The sequence below is a fragment of the Okeania sp. SIO2B3 genome (assembly GCF_010672525.1).
Lineage (GTDB): Bacteria > Cyanobacteriota > Cyanobacteriia > Cyanobacteriales > Microcoleaceae > Okeania.
The window spans coordinates 1-18040 of record NZ_JAAHGH010000130.1 but is presented as its reverse complement, the minus strand read 5'-3'; the positions used below and the strand labels follow the sequence as shown (position 1 = coordinate 18040).

General features: G+C 39.2%; 13 protein-coding genes and 2 pseudogenes. 7 read left to right on the top strand and 8 right to left on the bottom strand.

Features of this window, described 5'->3' with window-relative positions; genetic code table 11:
• Window positions 1–564: 564 nt before the first annotated feature.
• From F6K15_RS34050 to F6K15_RS34040, 3 genes and pseudogenes are all read left to right on the top strand, one after another.
• Window positions 565–2943, top strand: a complete 2379-nt coding sequence (locus F6K15_RS34050; RefSeq protein ID WP_293069954.1) for a protein kinase — start codon at window positions 565–567, stop codon at window positions 2941–2943.
• A 388-nt stretch (window positions 2944–3331) separates the two neighbouring features.
• Window positions 3332–4345 carry a GTPase ObgE gene (gene obgE / locus F6K15_RS34045; RefSeq protein WP_293069952.1) on the top strand — a complete coding sequence of 338 codons (1014 nt, stop codon included), beginning with the start codon at window positions 3332–3334 and terminating at the stop codon, window positions 4343–4345.
• A 1290-nt stretch (window positions 4346–5635) separates the two neighbouring features.
• Window positions 5636–5999, top strand: a pseudogene (locus F6K15_RS34040) (RNA-guided endonuclease InsQ/TnpB family protein); the annotation flags it as partial.
• Window positions 6000–6174: 175 nt separating this feature from the next.
• On the opposite strand, the gene F6K15_RS34035 reads toward F6K15_RS34040, so the two are convergent.
• Window positions 6175–6888, bottom strand: coding sequence for a prepilin-type N-terminal cleavage/methylation domain-containing protein (locus F6K15_RS34035; RefSeq protein ID WP_293069950.1), 714 nt, complete (start codon window positions 6886–6888; stop codon window positions 6175–6177).
• Window positions 6889–7089: 201 nt separating this feature from the next.
• Between F6K15_RS34035 and F6K15_RS38895 the strand changes: the two genes are divergently transcribed.
• The 4 genes and pseudogenes from F6K15_RS38895 (at window position 7090) to F6K15_RS38880 (ending at window position 8521) form a co-directional block, all read left to right on the top strand.
• Window positions 7090–7239 (top strand): helix-turn-helix domain-containing protein, encoded by a 150-nt coding sequence (locus F6K15_RS38895; RefSeq protein WP_363269310.1) that lies wholly within the window; start codon window positions 7090–7092, stop codon window positions 7237–7239.
• 128 nt (window positions 7240–7367) lie between these two features.
• Window positions 7368–7577 (top strand): hypothetical protein, encoded by a 210-nt coding sequence (locus tag F6K15_RS38890; protein WP_363269308.1) that lies wholly within the window; start codon window positions 7368–7370, stop codon window positions 7575–7577.
• 58 nt (window positions 7578–7635) lie between these two features.
• Window positions 7636–8037: pseudogene (locus F6K15_RS38885) on the top strand (transposase).
• A gap of 121 nt (window positions 8038–8158) precedes the next feature.
• Complete coding sequence (locus F6K15_RS38880) at window positions 8159–8521, top strand: zinc ribbon domain-containing protein (RefSeq protein ID WP_363269313.1); 363 nt, start codon at window positions 8159–8161, stop codon at window positions 8519–8521.
• Window positions 8522–8539: 18 nt separating this feature from the next.
• On the opposite strand, the gene F6K15_RS34025 is transcribed toward F6K15_RS38880, so the two are convergent.
• From F6K15_RS34025 to F6K15_RS34000, 7 genes are all read right to left on the bottom strand, one after another.
• Window positions 8540–9124, bottom strand: coding sequence for a prepilin-type N-terminal cleavage/methylation domain-containing protein (locus tag F6K15_RS34025; RefSeq protein WP_293069948.1), 585 nt, complete (start codon window positions 9122–9124; stop codon window positions 8540–8542).
• A gap of 66 nt (window positions 9125–9190) precedes the next feature.
• Window positions 9191–10123, bottom strand: a complete 933-nt coding sequence (gene hpsC, locus F6K15_RS34020) for a hormogonium polysaccharide secretion pseudopilin HpsC (protein WP_293069946.1) — start codon at window positions 10121–10123, stop codon at window positions 9191–9193.
• 29 nt (window positions 10124–10152) lie between these two features.
• Window positions 10153–10851 carry a hormogonium polysaccharide secretion pseudopilin HpsB gene (hpsB, locus tag F6K15_RS34015; RefSeq protein WP_293069944.1) on the bottom strand — a complete coding sequence of 233 codons (699 nt, stop codon included), beginning with the start codon at window positions 10849–10851 and terminating at the stop codon, window positions 10153–10155.
• Window positions 10852–10986: 135 nt separating this feature from the next.
• Complete coding sequence (gene hpsA, locus F6K15_RS34010) at window positions 10987–16617, bottom strand: hormogonium polysaccharide biosynthesis protein HpsA (protein WP_293069942.1); 5631 nt, start codon at window positions 16615–16617, stop codon at window positions 10987–10989.
• A 221-nt stretch (window positions 16618–16838) separates the two neighbouring features.
• On the bottom strand, window positions 16839–17132 hold the full coding sequence (locus F6K15_RS38875; protein WP_363269305.1) for a hypothetical protein: 294 nt from the start codon (window positions 17130–17132) through the stop codon (window positions 16839–16841).
• Window position 17133: 1 nt separating this feature from the next.
• Window positions 17134–17436, bottom strand: coding sequence for a helix-turn-helix domain-containing protein (locus F6K15_RS38870; RefSeq protein WP_363269303.1), 303 nt, complete (start codon window positions 17434–17436; stop codon window positions 17134–17136).
• Between the two features lie 322 nt (window positions 17437–17758).
• The coding region (locus F6K15_RS34000) for a hypothetical protein (RefSeq protein ID WP_293069940.1) at window positions 17759–18040 on the bottom strand (282 nt) is incomplete at its 5' end.

The window sequence follows — 18040 nt, the reverse complement described above, 5'->3', positions numbered from 1 at the left end:
GCTGTTTTGGCCTAACAGGTCTCCTAATTGCTATAATTTCATGACTCATCCACTTAACTCCCTATACCTGATTTGAGCTTTGGTTCTATCTATAATAGCACTACCGAAATTGTGCTGTGGTTTTGAGTGGCCCAAATTCTGATTTTGGTTTCTATATGAGACTTTTGAGCAGAATCAATTTGTGTTCTGGAGTAACATATCTCTATCAATGTCAGCATTCAGCTAGCTCGCTGTTAGCTATAAGCTATGATGACGAGATTTTAATGAATATATAGTTTCAAGCCAGCTTTTAGAGGTAAGTATAAATTCTGACTCAATTACTCAAGCTTTTATCTAAAACTAAAAGCAATAGCTGATTGCTGATAGCTGACAGCTATTTGCTGCGCATTCCGCAGGAAATGCTTACCTATCAATTAATGATTAAGGACTACAATTAAGCTTCTAATTTTTAGTTTTGGTATCAGGAAAATATCCTTAATTCAAACTATTTTTTTCAATTTTAGATGTCAAGATAAGTAAATTGTTTCATGGCATAATCAACTAAAAAAAGGCTCTACCACAATAATGATGATTGGTAATATTTTAGATGGACGCTATCAAATTATAAAAATTATTGAATCAGGGGAAATTGGCCATGCCTATCTAGCCCAAGATATTCGTCGTCCTGGAGAAGCACAATGTTTGATTAAGCATCTACAGCCAAATATTGACGATCGAAGATTAATTAATATCGTTCGCGACCGATTTCAAAAAGAAGCACAGATGTTAGAAAAGCTTTCTCAACACGATCGAATTCCTCAACTACTTGCATATTTTGAGCAAGAGCGAGAGTTTTTTTTAGTTCAATCTTTTATTGCTGGTCAATCTTTAGACAATGAAATATTACCTGGTAAACCCCTATCTGAAAAACAAGTAATTTCCATTCTTAGTGAAGTCTTAGAAATTTTAGTATTTGTCCATGAAAATAGTGTAATTCATCGAGATATTAAGCCTGCTAATTTAATTAGAAGAAAATCGGATAATCAATTAGTTTTAATTGATTTTGGAGCTGTTAAAGAAATTAATATTGGTCAGCAAAATCCTACAGCTCGCATTGGTACTATGGAATATATGCCCATAGAACAATTTGAATATAATCCTCAATTCAATAGTGATATTTATGCTTTAGGAATGATTGGTATTCAGGGGATTACGGGATTACCTAGTAGCGAATTATCGAAACTAAAGGAGCATGAAAATGGTGAAAAAAAAGAGATTTTTTGGCGATACCTAACAAATTGTTCTACTCCTTTAGCAGATATTTTAGATCAGATGGTGCGCTATAACTTTCACGAACGTTATCAGTCAGCAGCAGAAGTTATCGCAGATTTAAAAAAAATTAATGACTTTCCAAATTTAGCTATAGATAATCAAGAAATTTATCGGGAAGAGGTGATTCGTCGAGCGAGCGAGCGAGGAGATATTTCTCTTGTTGGGAGAAGAATTTTAGATGAACTTAGAGAAAGTTTAGAACTCTCCCGGGAAGAAACGGAAATAATTGAGGATGAAGTATTAAATCCTTACCGTAAATATCGGGTGAAAGGAGAAAGATATGAACAAACATTAAAAGCTGCGATTCAGGAAGAATATCCTTTTACTCCAGAAACTCGCCAGGAGTTAGGGCGTCTACAGCAAATTTTAGGACTAACTCAAGAAGATATAGAGTTAATAGAAAACAGAGTTTTACCGAAATCTATACTTACTAAGTTAAAAAAAAAAATTAGCAATAATGACAAACAATTATCTTTGAATTGGCAGTTGATTTTAGGAGTTATTGCTACTTTAATTGTGATATTTTTTGCTATATATAGATATCTGAAATTCCCCAATTATTTACAACTACCTCAATCAGAGGTATTACAAAAGCAAGAAGAAGAATCGACAAAATTGAATGTTGTCAAAAACTTATATATAGAGCGCAATTATGAAGAATGTATCAATCAAGGAACTCTAATTAGTGAAGAATCTAGCATTTTTGCTGAGGTTCAATCTCTTTTACAAAATTGTCAACAAGGTATAAATTGGCAGAATTATCAAGTTGAAGATTTGTCTAGATTTAATGCTTCTATCGGTGCTCTGACATTTAGTTCTAATGGCAAAACTTTAGTTACTGGAAGTCGAGATACAACGGTAAAAATTTTAGAAGTTCCTACAGGAAAAGTTATCAACACATTAGCTGCAGATGATTCTCCAATTTGGTCAGTTGCTGTGGATAATCATGGTACTAAATTGGTGGCAGGTACTTATGATTGGAGGGTAATCAGCTGGAATTTGGAAACAGGAGATGTATTTCGAGTATTTGAGCATTGGGGACCTGTTTGGTCTGTGGCGATGAGTCCTGATGGTCAAACAATTGCTAGTGCTAGTGGGGATAGAACTGTTAAAGTTTGGGATTTAGAAACGGGTTTGTTAATTTTTAATTTCCCTGATCACTCAGATGTTGTTTATTCTATTGCTATTAGTCCCGACGGTAGAATATTGGTCAGTGGTAGTGCAGATCAAACTATCAAAGTTGAAGATTTGAATACTGGAGAATTAATTTATACTTTGACTGGACATGAAGGTGTAATTAGGTCTGTTGATATTACTCCAGATGGGGAAAAAATGGTTAGTGGCAGTTACGATCATACTATTAAAATTTGGGGCTTAAAAACAGGGGAGTTAATCAAAACTATTGTTGGTCATACTGCTGAAGTTGTGTCTGTTGATATTAGTCCAGATGGTCGATATATTGTTAGTGGTGGTAAGGATAATGATATTAAGCTCTGGGATTTAGATACTGGGGAATTAGTTCATACTTTGAATGGGCATCAAGATGAAATTTATCGGGTTACTTTTAGTCCTGATGGTCATAGCATTGCTAGTGGTAGTAAGGACAGAACTATTAAACTTTGGCGACGATAGTCATTAAAAAAGCACTCAGCACTCAGCAAGTAAAACCACTCGTGAAAGCTAACCAAAAAAAATGTAAGCTCACAGCTAGATAATGGTCTATGCCGAGGAGTGTAGAAGTCTGTTGACAGGCTTGAAGAAAACGCGGATCCACGTTTTCGGTGGATTTTCCACAGAATTCAGGGTGTTTCAACCCCTGGAGATGTCAAATACCCTGACTTTGAGAAATTAAAGTTTCCGAAAAAGATCATTCTGTGAAGCTCAAGAAAAAATCGTTGGAGGCAAGGTATTTTCTCTTGCATCCCAAAAAAAATTGTGATATGATGTAATCATTGGGTGCTACTCGCCCCTATACATGACTTTTTATTCAACTAAAAATCAGCAGCATTGTCCTATAAATATGCAATTTATTGACCAAGCAGAAATTCAAGTAGAAGCTGGTAAAGGTGGCGATGGTATGGTTGCCTTTCGCCGGGAGAAATATGTGCCTGCTGGAGGCCCATCTGGTGGTAATGGTGGCCGTGGTGGCTCCGTGATTTTAGTGGCGGTTGAAAATCTCCAAACTTTGCTGGATTTTAAATTTCAGCGTATTTTTAAAGCAGAAAATGGTAAGCGTGGCGGTCCAAAAAATATGACTGGTGCTGCGGGGAGCGATCGCTTAATTGAAGTGCCCCCTGGTACGATGATTTATGATGCGGAAACTGAGGAATTATTGGGAGATTTGGTTAAACCGGGACAAAGTTTTTGTGTTGCAAAAGGTGGTAAAGGTGGATTAGGAAATAAACATTTTCTCAGTAATAGTAACCGCGCTCCAGAATATGCTTTGCCTGGGTTGGAAGGTGAAACTCGAATGTTAAGATTGGAATTAAAACTATTAGCTGAAGTGGGAATTATTGGGTTACCAAATGCGGGAAAATCTACTTTAATTGCTGCTCTTTCTGCTGCCCGTCCGAAAATTGCTGATTATCCTTTTACTACTTTAGTTCCAAATTTAGGAGTTGTGAGAAAACCGACGGGAGATGGTACTGTTTTTGCTGATATTCCAGGATTAATAGAAGGTGCTTCTGCTGGTTTGGGTTTGGGGCATGAATTTTTAAGGCATATTGAACGGACTAAGTTATTGTTGCATTTGGTTGATATTACAGATATTAATCCGGTGGAAAATTATCAGACTATTCAAAATGAGTTGAAAGTTTATGGGCGAAACTTGGAAGATAAAAAGCAAATTTTAGCTTTGAATAAGATTGATGCTGTAGATTTAGACAGTGTAGAAATTCAGGACTTGGTGAGTAGATTTAGGGAGATTAGTGGGGGAAAAGTTTTCTTGATTTCTGCTGTTGCGGGTGTTGGAGTAAAGGAGTTAATGGAAGAAGTTTGGCAGGTGTTGGAGATGGAGGAAAGTTTTGTTCAATAATTAATAATTAATAATTACATCTCATGAAAATAGCTAATGTAGGTTGGGTTGAGCGACAGTGAAACCCAAAACCATAACTTATCCCTATTATTACTTCTTTTTGAAGTGCGAATTTACGGACCCGCGAAGATCGAAACGAAAAACAGAAAAGATCATAGCTGAGTTAAAATCTCAGGGAAGCTGATGAAGCTAGCTGAAAGACATATTATTAAGAGAGAACATCGATTTTGGGCGGAGATCGATTATTTATCATGGCACTCCAAAAACCTGTATAACTCAGCTAATTATATCATCCGTCAAATGCTGCTAATTTTTTGAATGAAGATCCGATCCCAGTCTACGGAAAAACAACTGAAAAACCCCAGTTTTCAGGAAAAAGGGCGTTGCTGATTTGAGGTATGAAATTCAACTTTGGGTAAGTTTTAAGCTCAAACAATAGTGCAAATTATACCTATAGCAATGTGCACTGGCAGACTTTACAAATTACAAGAACTGTCCAATAGCTAAAAGTCTTACAATATCGGTTTTTTATTCCTCCTGTTGCCTGTTGCCAGATGAGCTGTTGCCTGCGCACAGCGCTATATTTATTTAGTTACCGAAAAACTCCTTTCTACCTCCTGACTCCTAACTCCTGTACGGGCACCATTCGGAGCTTTGCAGAATATTACATTTGTCTTGTTTCTGTATTATTGCGTATAGGGAAATAGTAGTTTATAAATTTTTATTTTTTAATTTATAATTAAATGAACTGCTTTGTGCCAGTTAACTTTTCAGAATGGTTTGATGCGATCGCCAAAGGATGAGTAGAGCGGTCGTGTTAGTATTCTTTGAATCTACTCAACAGCACACCCAGACTAGGTTGGGTTCACAAGGAAAAGCCAACTAAAACATATTACATTTGTCTTGTTTCTGTATTATTGCGTATAGGGAAATAGTAGGTTATAAATTTTTATTTTTTAATTTATAATTAAATGAACTGCTTTGTGCCAGTTAACTTTTGATGCGATCGCCAAAGGATGAGTAGAGCGGTCGTGTTAGTATTCTTTGAATCTACTCAACAGCACACCCAGACTAGGTTGGGTTCACAAGGAAAAGCCAACTAAAACATATTACATTTGTCTTGTTTCTGTATTATTGCGTATAGGGAAATAGTAGGTTATAGATTTTTATTTTTGAATTTACAATTAAATGAACTGCTTTGTGCCAGTTAACTTTTCAGAATGGTTTAATGCGATCGCGAAACCGGAGGAAAAATTTTAATAGGAATATTTATCCGTACCTTATGGGCGAGCTTTAAACCACAGCACCATAGTAATTGAGGATTTAAACGTAAGTGGAATGCTCAAAAATCACAACCCACCCCTCTAGCTCCCCTCCCGGGAGGGGATGGGGGTGGGTGCTGATTGTGGCTTTTATGAATTCAAGCGTCAGCTAACATACAAATGTGAATGGTACGGCAGTAAATTAGTCATAGCTCCTAGATTTTATCCAAGTTCTCAAATATGTTCAAACTGTGGTCATCAACAGAAAATGCCGTTAAACTTGAGAACTTATGTTAGCGCAGCTTTGCGTTAGCAAATGTAGTGAATGCGGTTTTGAAGCTGACAGAGATTTTAATGCTGCTGTCAACTTGAAAAACTATGTGTATAAGTAGCTTGAGTCAAGAGCGAGTTTAAGCCTGTGGAGAGAATAAGTTACAGACTACGGTCAGTGGTTCTCACAGAAGCAGGAAGCTAGCTCCAAAACCCTATTGGGTAAGTTTGGGTAAGTTTAGTAGAACGGAAATTAGATAATGTTGGGTTGAGAGAAACGAAACCCAACCTACCATTTCAATGGCAATATTTTCCTGTATTATCTGCTTTGGAGTTATCTTTTCCAGTTCGCATAGCTCCAAGCAGAGTTGAAATAATTACGCATCTTTTGGGTTTGTCTTGGTTTTGGTGCTTTATAGCAATACGCCCTTTTGCTTGGATGCTAGTTTGAGTACATTGGTCAGTAGGTTTGTAAACTGGACAGCCTTTGTAATTAAAAAGGGCACGGTAAATGGGGTCTGTTTTGTTGGTAGTAACTGTATTGGTGTCAGGTTTAACTATCCGGAGAGTGGTTTCATACTTACCTTTGTCATTTGTCTCGTTGTCGTCTATCTCAATACCAGGTTCTAGATATTTCCAACTTGAGGTTGGTAGGTCGTCGGGAGCGATCGCTGGTTTATGTAGCGCATACCTAATGACGGGTTGCCCAATAATATTGGTGGTTTCTTGGAAACTTGCTTGCCAAGCTGTTTTATCTCGCATGGCATTGCGACGAGCTGCGAACATTGCTTGGTATATTCTGTCGGTGGAAGTGCGGAGGCGTTGGTTATTGGTGAATGCTAGCCATCCGGGAGTGGCGATCGCGGCAATAATACCAAGAATTAGTACGACTAATGTTAATTCTGTGAGGCTATATCCTGCTTCTTTTTGCTTAAGTGATTTTTCTGAGAGATTTTTCGCGGCATTTTGAATAATAGTTGATTTTGCGGAGTTTAATATTTTTACGTTCATTTCAACCCTGATTGACTGTTTTCAAATGTTTTTACCTCTGTTTATTATTTTAACAATTTACAATTTAACGTCAAATAGAGTAATATTTTTTGACATAAAAAAATGCCCTGTCGTTAGCCTGGGGTTGCTTTGACCAGAAAATTGGGTTTCAAGCCTCGCCCATAAGCGGGCGACTTTTTAGTTGATTTTGTGCAACAAATTATGTTATCATGTTGTGAGTCAAGAGGCCATTTGATGAAAGCGAGATTTAGATACCGTATATATCCAACACAGGGACAAAAACACCGATTAGCAAAGCTATTTGGTTGTGTCCGTGTTGTTTGGAATGATCGTCTAGCTTGCTGCCTGTGAAAAGTATAAATTAGGAGAGAAGAAACCCACTAACGAAAAGCTACAAAAACAGTTTATTACCCAAGCAAAAAAGACTGAAGATAGAGAGTGGTTATCGGAAGTTTCTAATATACCACGGAGCGCAATCTTTGAATGATTTAAACCAAGCGTATCAAAATTTCTTTACTTCCACCAAAGGTAAGAGGAAAGGTAAACCTGTAAAACCTCCTAAATTCAAAAGTAGGAAATCAAGACAGACTGCAAGGTTTAGAAAGGGTGGCTTTAAAGTTGGTCAACACAAAGTCTATTTAGCTAAGATTGGAAAGCTGAAAATTATTTCGCCTGTGAGAGTTGCCTAGTGAGCCTAGCTCCGTAACAGTAATAAAAGATTCAGCTAATAGATATTTTCTGAGTTTTGTGGTAGAAATTTCACCAGAAGTATTGCCTAAAAATGATAACTCTGTAGGTATAGATTTAGGAATTAAAACTTTTGCTACCTTGAGCAACGGTGAAAAAGTGGATGCTCCTAAACCATTGAAAAAACGGATTAAGAAATAGCCTCTTTTCCTACGGAATGCTTCCCTACGGGATGCTGCGCAAACGCAAACAGAGGAGCTGCGCTAACGTAAGTTAAGCAAGTCATTATCTAACAAAACCAAGGGTTCTAAACGATATGAAAAATCCAGATTGAGAGTTGCTAAGTTTTCCTACGGAATGCTACGCAAACATGGCAAGTTAAAAGATACAAGGACAGATTTTCTACATAAATTGTCTACTGAAATTATTAACGAAAACCAAGTAATAGTTTTAGAAGTATGACAATGTTTCTGGAATGGTTAGAAACCGCAAATTATCAAGAGCACTTTCTGATTTAGGTTGGCGACAATTCCGAACGCTATGAGAAGGAAAAGCAGAAAAATACAGTCGTGATTTTAGAGTAATTAGTCGTTGGGAAGCGACATCTCAGAATTGCTCTAGCTGTGGATTTAAAGGTGGAAAGTTAGACCTTCAGGTGCGAGAGTGGGAATGTCTCAACTGTGGTACTAAACAGGACCGTGATGAAAACGCAGCAATAAATATATTAGTCGCGGGCGGGCAGTCCGAGACAAAAAACGGACGTGGAGGCAAGCGTAACCCACCCCCATCCCCTCCCGGGAGGGGAGCAAGAGGGGTGGGTGCAGCAGCCTGTGTTAGCGGAGCTTTGCGCCAGCAAAACGTCAACTCGCCGAGGAGCTACGGCTCGGTAGGAACCCCCGCGCCTTTAGGCCGGGGAGGATGTCAAAGAGCAGTTATTTTGTGGTAAGCATAGGCTGAAATTAGATTATGGGCAATCAGCTCCTTCTGCTGTTCTCATTCCACCTAAGAGAGTTTCAACAATTACGCATCGTTTGAGTCCATCATCTGGTGTAGAAACCTTGACAATAAAAGGCACATTATCTTGGCTTACTGTACCTAAATAGTCAAATGTAACATCTGGAGTGGCATTAAACGCAGTACAATTTTCATTTGTACAAACACCAGAAGCTAATGTTACCATTCCCGCTTTAATTTCCCCATTGGCAGTTAAGTTATATTCAATGCCATCTACTTCTGGTGGATCTAAAGCTGGATCTATAGGAGGAGTTGCACTCAGATCGTAAAATATTACCATTACATCTTCTTTTTTTGATTTAGCTTGACTTTGTGCTTTCTGTAAAGCTTGCAATACTTGGCTATTCACAGTACGAATGCGCTGTCTAGTGATAAAAGCATTCCAACCGGGAGCAGCGATCGCTGATAATATTCCGATAATTAAAACTATGACTACTAGCTCTATTAAACTAAATCCTGCTTCAGCTTTCTGATGCTTAGTGCTTTTTGGTCTTAAATAAATTTGAGAAAGTTTTGATAATACTAAATTCTTCATAATATATATTTCTGAATGTAGGAATAAAGTTATTTACTAATAATGGTAAAGTGTTTATGTGATTAATCACTGACCATATTTACTACCACCTCGCACTTGTAATGTTGCAGTTGGACAAAATGGAGAGGGGTCTGTTCCACAATTAGCATCTTTTTCCAAACGACGTAAGGCGTTACCTTTAATAGTTATGGTAGCTAAATTATTAGATGTAGTAGAGGGGCTAGTATCGGTTTCATCTTCATTATTAGCAGTTACTGACTGTAGCTGAAATTCATCTATATAATTTAGTAAGACTTCTGGTGTATTATTTGCGTCATAGTCTCCATCTTTTTCCCAGGCTGTTAAATCATCTGGATCGAAGTTATCAAAACCCTCTGATTTAGCAAATTGAGATTGTTGTTCAGTCGTACAAGGACTAGGAGTTCCATCACAAACCCATGTACCATCAAATTTTTTTACTTCATCTCTAATTGAAAACCTGCCAATCCTTCCAGGACAGTTATCTCCTGATGGCTGACACCACGCATCTTTCTGATCTTCCATTAAATAATAAGCAACCAAAGACATAACGTAAGCATCATCCCAACATTTTTCTTCATCACTAAGTGGTGTACAACCAACTACTGGTACAGAATTTTCTACTCTTTCACGCTTCCAGAATACCAGTGTAGGAGTTCTCGTGGTGTCTTCGTTATAGGGTAGTTGATCCTCAATAGAATTAATACCGGCTTGATCGTAAATGTAAATAGCCTGGCTCAAGTCTTGTTCTATGTAATCAACTGCTGCTTGGAGTTCTTGTTCTGTATTTGTCTTAACTGTTTCTTTAACATCTGTGTTTAGTATGTCAACTACAAAACCTAATAACGGTGTAATTAACAAAACAGCAATAATTGTTCCCACCAATAACTCAATCATAGTGAAGCCACTAATATTTTGAGCTGATTTTGGCAGTCTCTTGTCTAAATTAATTTTTAAGAGTAAGTTTAGTAAAATTTTCATCCCTGTTTTTCCTTGATCAAATCTAATTATTAGCTGCAACCACCCAGACGTTCACACAAGTTCTGATACTTGTCTGTTACCGGACTAATATCTGTCTGGGTTTGAAATAAAGGTCTTTCTATCCGTTCACCTCCATCAACATAACTTGTTGCTAGTCCGGCATTATTAACATAAGTTGAGGGTAGTTCAAAAGTTAGTTGAGCTGCATCTTTGAAAGCATTAGCTCTATAAACCCGAACTATCATCCGATAACCTACACTACCTCTGGAAGCATCATCTGCAAAATTAGTAGCATATGTAGAACTATTGCCTGCTGTGGTGGTGCTTCCGCCATGAACTATCATATCTGTTAAACTACTGTCCTGACAGCCAGCTACATCATCACCATCAACACAATAAAATTGTCCTCCTATACCAGGGGTCATAGCACAATATTCTCCACTATCATCGCAACTAAGAGCATCGACACTAACATTAGCTGAGTCATTAGTTAATATAGCCGGAGTATTGTTTGTCGGGTCATTTTTCACCCAATTTATATAGCTATTTGCTGCTTGAGTTGCTAACTCTAATCTGCGTGCTTGTACCCTAGTACCCACTGCAAAAGCAATTACAGGTGCAACTGCACTCATCAGCACAGCTACTACAATCATTGCTATAATTCCTTCTAGGATAGTGTAGCCAGACTCACTGGTATTAGATATATTTCTTTTCTTGATAGTTTTCATTTGAATCACCTTCCTGTATTTTTAGTATTTTCAATTGTCTCTGATTTAATAATTTAGACATCTCCGAATAATTAATCTCAAACCCTTGTAAAATTTTTGTTCAATCTTAATTTCCGGAGATATCTATTTGCTTTTTTACCAAGGACAATCATCTGGACGTAGACTCTCATCCACAACGAAATTGTCTCCATCATCCTTCGCACACAACAATACTTTCACCCATTCGTCGTCTTTACCAACTTCACGGAAATATTCATCCGGTGTGCTTTCTGAATCAGTGGTTAACCTTTGAGCGAACAAGTCAGGTAGTTGGTATAGGATACCCACATCAAAACCCCAAGAACGTTGAGCAGGCCAATAATATGGTGCCCGTTGGCTAGCAGCACCACCTCTGTAGGGATATCCTTGGTCGGCAGCATTCCATCGGTATATTGCCCGGTTACTGCCGTCAAGTTGATAGAACATACCCGCGAGTGTAGTACCTGTTTTGTCTGTTGGCAAGAACGGTCCCGTAGCATACTCGCTTTGACCGGACTGGATAATATTACCTCGGATAGATATTGTTCTTGGTGCCAGGTTACCACCAATTTGACTATCACCCCACATTTCTAATGTCCGCAGGAAGTTGTGCAAACCACCTGAAGTTTCTCCTGTGTCACTTCTGGAAGGAGTATTACGACCAACGAATGCTCCGTTATACATGGTTTCGCGGGTTGATGAGGCATCGGAGAAACCTGCTGCTGCTACTTGCAACCATTGGCGTTGGATACTGTTTTGTTTGTTTTGGCCTGTGCCTCCAAAAACAGCATTTACGCCATTGCCTGGAATTCCTGTAGCAGAATGTATTTGCAGCATTGGTACTACTAGGGGTTGTTCTATTGAAGTCATAGCTGTAATAGAGCTACTTGCAGGGATAACACTACTACTACTGAATCTCAGGAAACGACCTCCAACGATTTCTGTATCGCTTCCTATAATTAAATCACCAGTTCCAATAAAATTACCTGCTAGCTCATGAGGTCGATCAGCATTACCGTCGCTATCAGCGTCAGCACTAGCGTTTGCAAACTCTAGATTGCCAGCTACCACCCAATAAACATTATTGGGATTAACTCCTTCTAATTCTAGTCTGACTCCTCTGCTTCCAGCAGTTCCAAATGTCAGATTACCAGGGGTTCTGAGAACGAAGATTGAACTCAGATTTCCTTTGAGGGTAATTGTTACATCTGGAGTTATGGTAGTAACACTAGAAGGAATATCGTATACAATAACTCCATTATCATCATCGTCTGTACTATTGATAGCATCAATTATTACATCAGTAGTACCATCCCATGGTGTTGGGTCTGTGGTAATTGTATCAGCAGGGAGTACGGCATCTGTAAGTTGTGTGTATGCAGTTTGTATTTTACCTCCTACTACTCCTCCAGTAGCGCAAGCAGTATCGGCAGGAATGGTAGTTGGGTTTAATTCGGTTGTTCCATTACCACTGCCAATACAAAAAGTATAATCAGAAGGGTCATCACTAGAATCATCTTCACCTGTTGTTGTGTTTGTTCCGTTTAAAGCTTGTCTGGCTAATTCTAGTGGGTCTGGAAGCACTGGAGCAGGTAGAACTAAACGATGCTTTTCAATTTCTGTAGCTTGCTGTGCAGTAGTTTCTGTTGAATTCACATAATAAGCTGCTGGATCGTAATAAAAGGGTAAAGCATTAGCATCATAACCATTATTAGCATTATTGGTAGGTGCTCCAAAAGGATCGCCAGCATTAGTCGTCGTCCAATACCAGAGACCTTCATTTGCATTCCTTGGTACAGTAGCAGAATTAGCATAGTCATATTCTTGAAAGTCTGCACTAGCATTAACTCCTATTGGAATTGCATAATCTTGTGGTGCTGTTGCACCGTCAAGAACAGGATCGAGGTTTCCGTAAGCATCTCTTTTGAAAGCCAACCTTCTCGGAAAGCGTCGATAAGTATCTACTCCTGCTGGTTGTGCTGTTGTACCTGATAGTAACCGAGAAAAATTAAGAGGATTTGGAGTACTTGGAGGAATAGCAGCCAACTCAAATGCTCTTTTCAAAGTCACATCTGCTTCAGTCACATCAGTATCAGTAGCATCACCATCACCATTAAGGTCTACATCCGAACCGAAGGCAGCAGTCAAAGTCACTTCATTATCATTCCAGTCTGGATCGGCATTAAAATTATAACCAACCACCCAATCTTGAGCGCCACATTCTGAAACCGGAAGTTTCGGACACATTTCCATCACATACTCTGGAAAATTATCTACCCGCCTTTGAATAGGTGTAACAGCATTAGCAAGATAAGATGTCATAAAATCTGCTGTAGGATATTGATTAGTATCATCCACCCAGTCAGCACTGGTAACAAAATCATTGAACCAGAAACCATTTTGTAAACGATTTACCACTGCCGAATTACCAGCATTATTCCGCAGGTCGTAATCTCCTTGATTACGAAAACCATCTTGCCAGTCACTAGATAATAAAGTTATGGAATCTCCAAGAACTGTTGCAGTCCGCCATTGGTCCCCATTACCATCACAACCATCCTGACCATTACGACAAGCAAAGCTCCTATTCAAACCATCATTAGGAGCATTCTCATTACCACGAGCGTAGAAATCACCCCAGTCAGAATCTAAAATATTATTGAACTCATCCCTGCGAGTACCAGAGTTTGGATCTTTATGCAGATTAAAGCCAAATAACCCATTTTCTGCTGCCGCTTGAATATAAACTGGTAAATTGGTTGCTAAAATTAAACCTTTTTCTGTCTGTTGTTCTCCACTATTAACTGTGCCAGTAGCACGGGAGATATCAGTACCATTAATCAATCGGATAGCATTAGGACGACGAGAAGGATCGAGCAGAAAATCAGAGGAACTATCTAACTGTTCCCTAAAAGTTGGGTCGTTGATATCGCCTCCCAAATCTTCATCTTCTACCGAAGTTACATCGGTCAAAGCATCATCACGAGTAGCATAAATCACGCCACTATTGGGTAGTAGAAATTCACCCCCTATCTGTGTTGACCGAAATAGGCTTAAATCTAATTCTGTCGCTCTGATTTCTAATGGTTGGCGTTGCTCCAATGGTAGGTCATAGAGGTCTCTAGTCCAGTCTTGGTCTGTCAAATTTGCTATCTCTGCTATTTCCAACCATTCTATTTTTTCGTCTTCATTTGTGTTTAAGCGGTTGAGTGATTTTACTTCCCTGGCATCAAGGAAAGCCACTTCTTTCACCGACCCGTGAGGAATAATCTCATTTGCGCTTGTTGGGTTTGCTATTATATCCAGAGCGCACTGTGCTGCATCCACAGCGGAGTAATCTGCAAAAGTTCGATCGCTTGCTGGACGATTAATAGCATCTCTCAGTGGCTTATTTACATATCGTCCGTCTGGATATGTTAGTTCTGACTGAACCACTAAGTCTGCATCTGTAAAGTTTCTTGCTGTGGGTGGACTGTATACAATCCCATTATTGGATAAACCATCTGCTGCACCCAAAGGCAAAGTTTCTTCATTTGATGCGCTAGTAGCATCAGTTGGATCGTAATAGCTACTAACACAAGCATAAGGTGTTTGTTCTAGGTTTGCCTGGTCGTCTTCATCTTGACCCTGTGTATAGTGATAAACTACTGTCCCCCGCATCTGTAAGTAAGGTCTGTTATCTGGTAATTTGTCTAGCACCTCTGGATGACCTTGAGCCATTGGCATTGTATCAGACCAAACTTCTCCCCAGTCAGTGGCAGCAAGAGTAGTATCTTCAGGCAGATAAATACCAGCACCAGTTACTATTCTGACTCCGCCAGAGTTTTCATAAGCTTTCGGTATTTTCGCAGCTTCTTGTTCCCAGTAGCCATTCCTGAAAGTAGCTCCTAAGTCTGGGAGACTATCTATTTGAGTTTCTTGAGTCCGTATATTTCCACTAGGTTGAGTTATATCATTAGGGTCATTCCATTGTTGAGCTGGATTGAAGTCCGCCTTTTTTTTATCTCCCTGAAGGTCTAAGGAGGGCAAACCATAACCCACTGAAATACGATCGCCGATAAAATTTTCGTCATCCTCATCTGTATCGTCTGGATCGCTCGTGGGCAAGAATGCTAAATTATTTCCACCTAGATGTATATCTAAATTATTAGTAGTAATGTCATTCCAATTATCAGGTGGCTCATAGTTAGAAGTAAATCCACCAGGCAAATCATTAGAGCTAGTGTCTGCAAAAGGAACTTTGCGAGTTCTGTTTTTGTAGTAAGTTTCTAGGGTATCTATTAGAACTTCCCTACTACCAACTCCATTTGCCCTATCTCTATAATCTGTGATTACTCCCTCTGGCAAACCAGTGCAGTCACTACAATCTTCATCAGGAACAGGACGTGGATCGCCTGATCCTGCTGTCCATCCGGCGCTAGTATCATGCAGAAGCATTGCAGTATCGACCATATTACCTATGCGTGCATTATAAGCTCTAATATTATTGGCTACCTCTGCACCGCCAATTTCTGTCGTTGTTTTATTTGTGCCATTAATACCTTCCCCTAGTTCACCTATACCTGTAGGAAGATCTCCTTCTCTAAACCTATGTACCTCTGCTGCTCTAGAATCATCCTCGTTATTAAATCGTAAATCCCCTAAACTAACATGACCACCTACTAAAATTTTACTTTTATCAGCCTCGTAGAAACAAGACCTATGATCGCTAACTTGATAGAACACAATTGGACCAAAACTACCAGACCTTGGCATTAAATTACCATTGGTAACAATTCGACCATTTACCCTAAAGTTAGAGACATTACTCAACTCTAGATCATCCTCAAACCAAACGGCATTATTATTAGCAGGAGTTCTTTCTCTATCTTGCTGATATTCTAAAGCCGAAAAACCACTTGCACCTGCTTCATAATTATCTCCAAGAGCTGCAGCTTGGTTTGCAGTAATTGGTACTGTAGCAGCATAAATAAAGAAGCTTTTCTTCAATTCTCCATCTGACTTAAACCAATCAGAGTCTCCTACAATACTAGAACTAGTACCTTTTGCTGCTTGACAAACTTCATTGGCCTCACTACCTGCAGGTAGCATTGGTGGTGTTCTAGCTTCTAATGGATTTCTACTGCGGTTAAACTCTCCTAAATTATCTCCTTGTTCTTCATAACGACTAGGATTACGGAACAATATGCTGTACAAGCCGTAGCTATCGTATTTAGAATCATTATCTGTATCTACAGGAAACATCCAAGCAGTTTGAGTTTCCTCATCATCATCTAGTGCTAATGTGTCGTTTGGTGGGTCAATACCTCCGCTTCCGTCTACATCAAAAGCTATTCTCAGACGCATCTCATCTCCAAAATCGTATAAGCTACTTTCTAGAAGACTATAAAGGAATGTGTCTTTTGGAGTTGCTTGAAACTTAGTCTCAAAAAGTCGGTCTAATTTCGCGCTTGCTCTATCTAGTGCTGGTGCTGCTGCTGCGAGGGTTGCTTGGTTTACTTTACTTACCCTGGCAGTTTCGAGTCGATTAAATGAGCGTAATGTAATTGCAATACTCAGTAGAACTACTACTAGCAAAACCATAGTTACAGTGGGCAACACGAATCCAGCCCTAGATGACTCTGGGCGCTTGCTTCGTGCCATTAGTCTAAGTAGGAAGTCTTTCAACTGTCTAATAGCTATCCTAAAAAACCTACTTAGGGGTGTAAAAATGTATTTGAAAATATTAACTGCCTTGCGCTTGGACATGATGCCTTCCCAATTTTCCCTAAAATTTAGTTTAGAAATTAAGATTTTATATATGTAAAGGAGCTAAAACCGTTCTTAGAAACCTATGATAATCTATAGAAATCTATGATTATCTGTTCTATTCCTGCTTCATTCTGGCAACGTCGGCGTTATCCAGTCCACAAGCTGTCACGGTCGAACTGACCGCCATAGCTAAATTTAACGCTGCATTCAAGTCTCTATCACAGCTCTCCGTGAGGTTGAGCTTCTGGTCTCGATACCTCAGACTGGAGCGTGAGTACTACGGACCACCTATCTGCCTTCCTTAATACCCTTGCTTGCTTGACTACAAAACCTTCTGGAATTGGTCGGTGCAAGTTAATTGGTATAATTCCAATCTTGGGGAGAGAAATCTGCCAACCTGTAATGGGGTTAGTTTTAAATTGAGGAAACAGCATGGACTTCATTTGGCCAAACTTCTTGAAGCGAGGAAAGCCATAACCTCTTTGCTGGAAATAATTCCAACCATCGTGCAATCTACGAATTGTAGTTTGCAGAACTTGAGAGGGAACAACTCTCGAGTTCTGGGAATGCTTTTTTGGCCAGGGGCAGTGCGTTTTGCTGGTTGTAGTAGGTTGGAAAAGACTTGTTAGCTGGGATGATGTATTCTTTTGATAGGGAACAATAGTTCAAACTACACTTACGGGCATTCACCCAATCCTTGATTTCCCGCAAGGCATAGTTGTACACTTTGCCAGATATTTCCAACCAATGGAGCATAGTTTGCTCTTGGATGGGGTCGGGGTGAAGTCGATAGCGATAGTTGATGGTTAGAGTCATACAAAAATTCTCACACAGAATGATTACTCTATAGCTCTATATCTATACTGTTGCAGATTTTTTCCGGGATTGACCGGAAAAAATCTGCTTGAGAGGTCCATGTATCCCGACGCTCATCTTTCAGATAGAGCGCGGGACTTATAGCCCCTCAAACTCCCCATCAGTTAAAAAAAGTCTCACAGGCCAGCTTATAGAATGTAGAATAATTTTTGTTTTCTACATTCACAGTATAGCTCAATTATTATTTTTCCCTTTCAAGAGGGTACAGCGATCGCAATGGCAAGATTTCTTATCAAATCTTTATCAAATACCAACTATCTAGCTAATATGGCTTAGGCAAGAGGTTTCCATTTTCTATTACCGAAAAGCTACGTTGAAGGCCCCCGTGTTTTAACCTATGCTTTATAAACATCTTTCTTAACATAAAACGTAGACAAAAAAGACAAGTTATGGGTAAGTCTAAGAGCGGCTTTTTCGGGAGAAAATTGTATTGAAAAATACACGCAAGTGTGAGGACTGTAGACAAAATTCTTACTTCCCCCTCTTCCCCCTCTTCCCCCTCTTCCCCCTCTTCCCCCTCTTCCCCCTCTTCCCCCTCTTCCCC

Excerpts from the sequence above, each read along its gene's own strand:
- F6K15_RS34050 (WP_293069954.1), top strand. The coding sequence starts at position 565 with ATGATGATTGGTAATATTTTAGATGGACGCTATCAAATTATAAAAATT.
- obgE (WP_293069952.1), top strand. The coding sequence starts at position 3,332 with ATGCAATTTATTGACCAAGCAGAAATTCAAGTAGAAGCTGGTAAAGGT.
- F6K15_RS34035 (WP_293069950.1), bottom strand. The coding sequence starts at position 6,888 with ATGAACGTAAAAATATTAAACTCCGCAAAATCAACTATTATTCAAAAT.
- F6K15_RS38895 (WP_363269310.1), top strand. The coding sequence starts at position 7,090 with ATGTTATCATGTTGTGAGTCAAGAGGCCATTTGATGAAAGCGAGATTT.
- F6K15_RS34025 (WP_293069948.1), bottom strand. The coding sequence starts at position 9,124 with ATGAAGAATTTAGTATTATCAAAACTTTCTCAAATTTATTTAAGACCA.
- hpsC (WP_293069946.1), bottom strand. The coding sequence starts at position 10,123 with ATGAAAATTTTACTAAACTTACTCTTAAAAATTAATTTAGACAAGAGA.
- hpsB (WP_293069944.1), bottom strand. The coding sequence starts at position 10,851 with ATGAAAACTATCAAGAAAAGAAATATATCTAATACCAGTGAGTCTGGC.
- hpsA (WP_293069942.1), bottom strand. The coding sequence starts at position 16,617 with ATGTCCAAGCGCAAGGCAGTTAATATTTTCAAATACATTTTTACACCC.
- F6K15_RS38870 (WP_363269303.1), bottom strand. The coding sequence starts at position 17,436 with ATGACTCTAACCATCAACTATCGCTATCGACTTCACCCCGACCCCATC.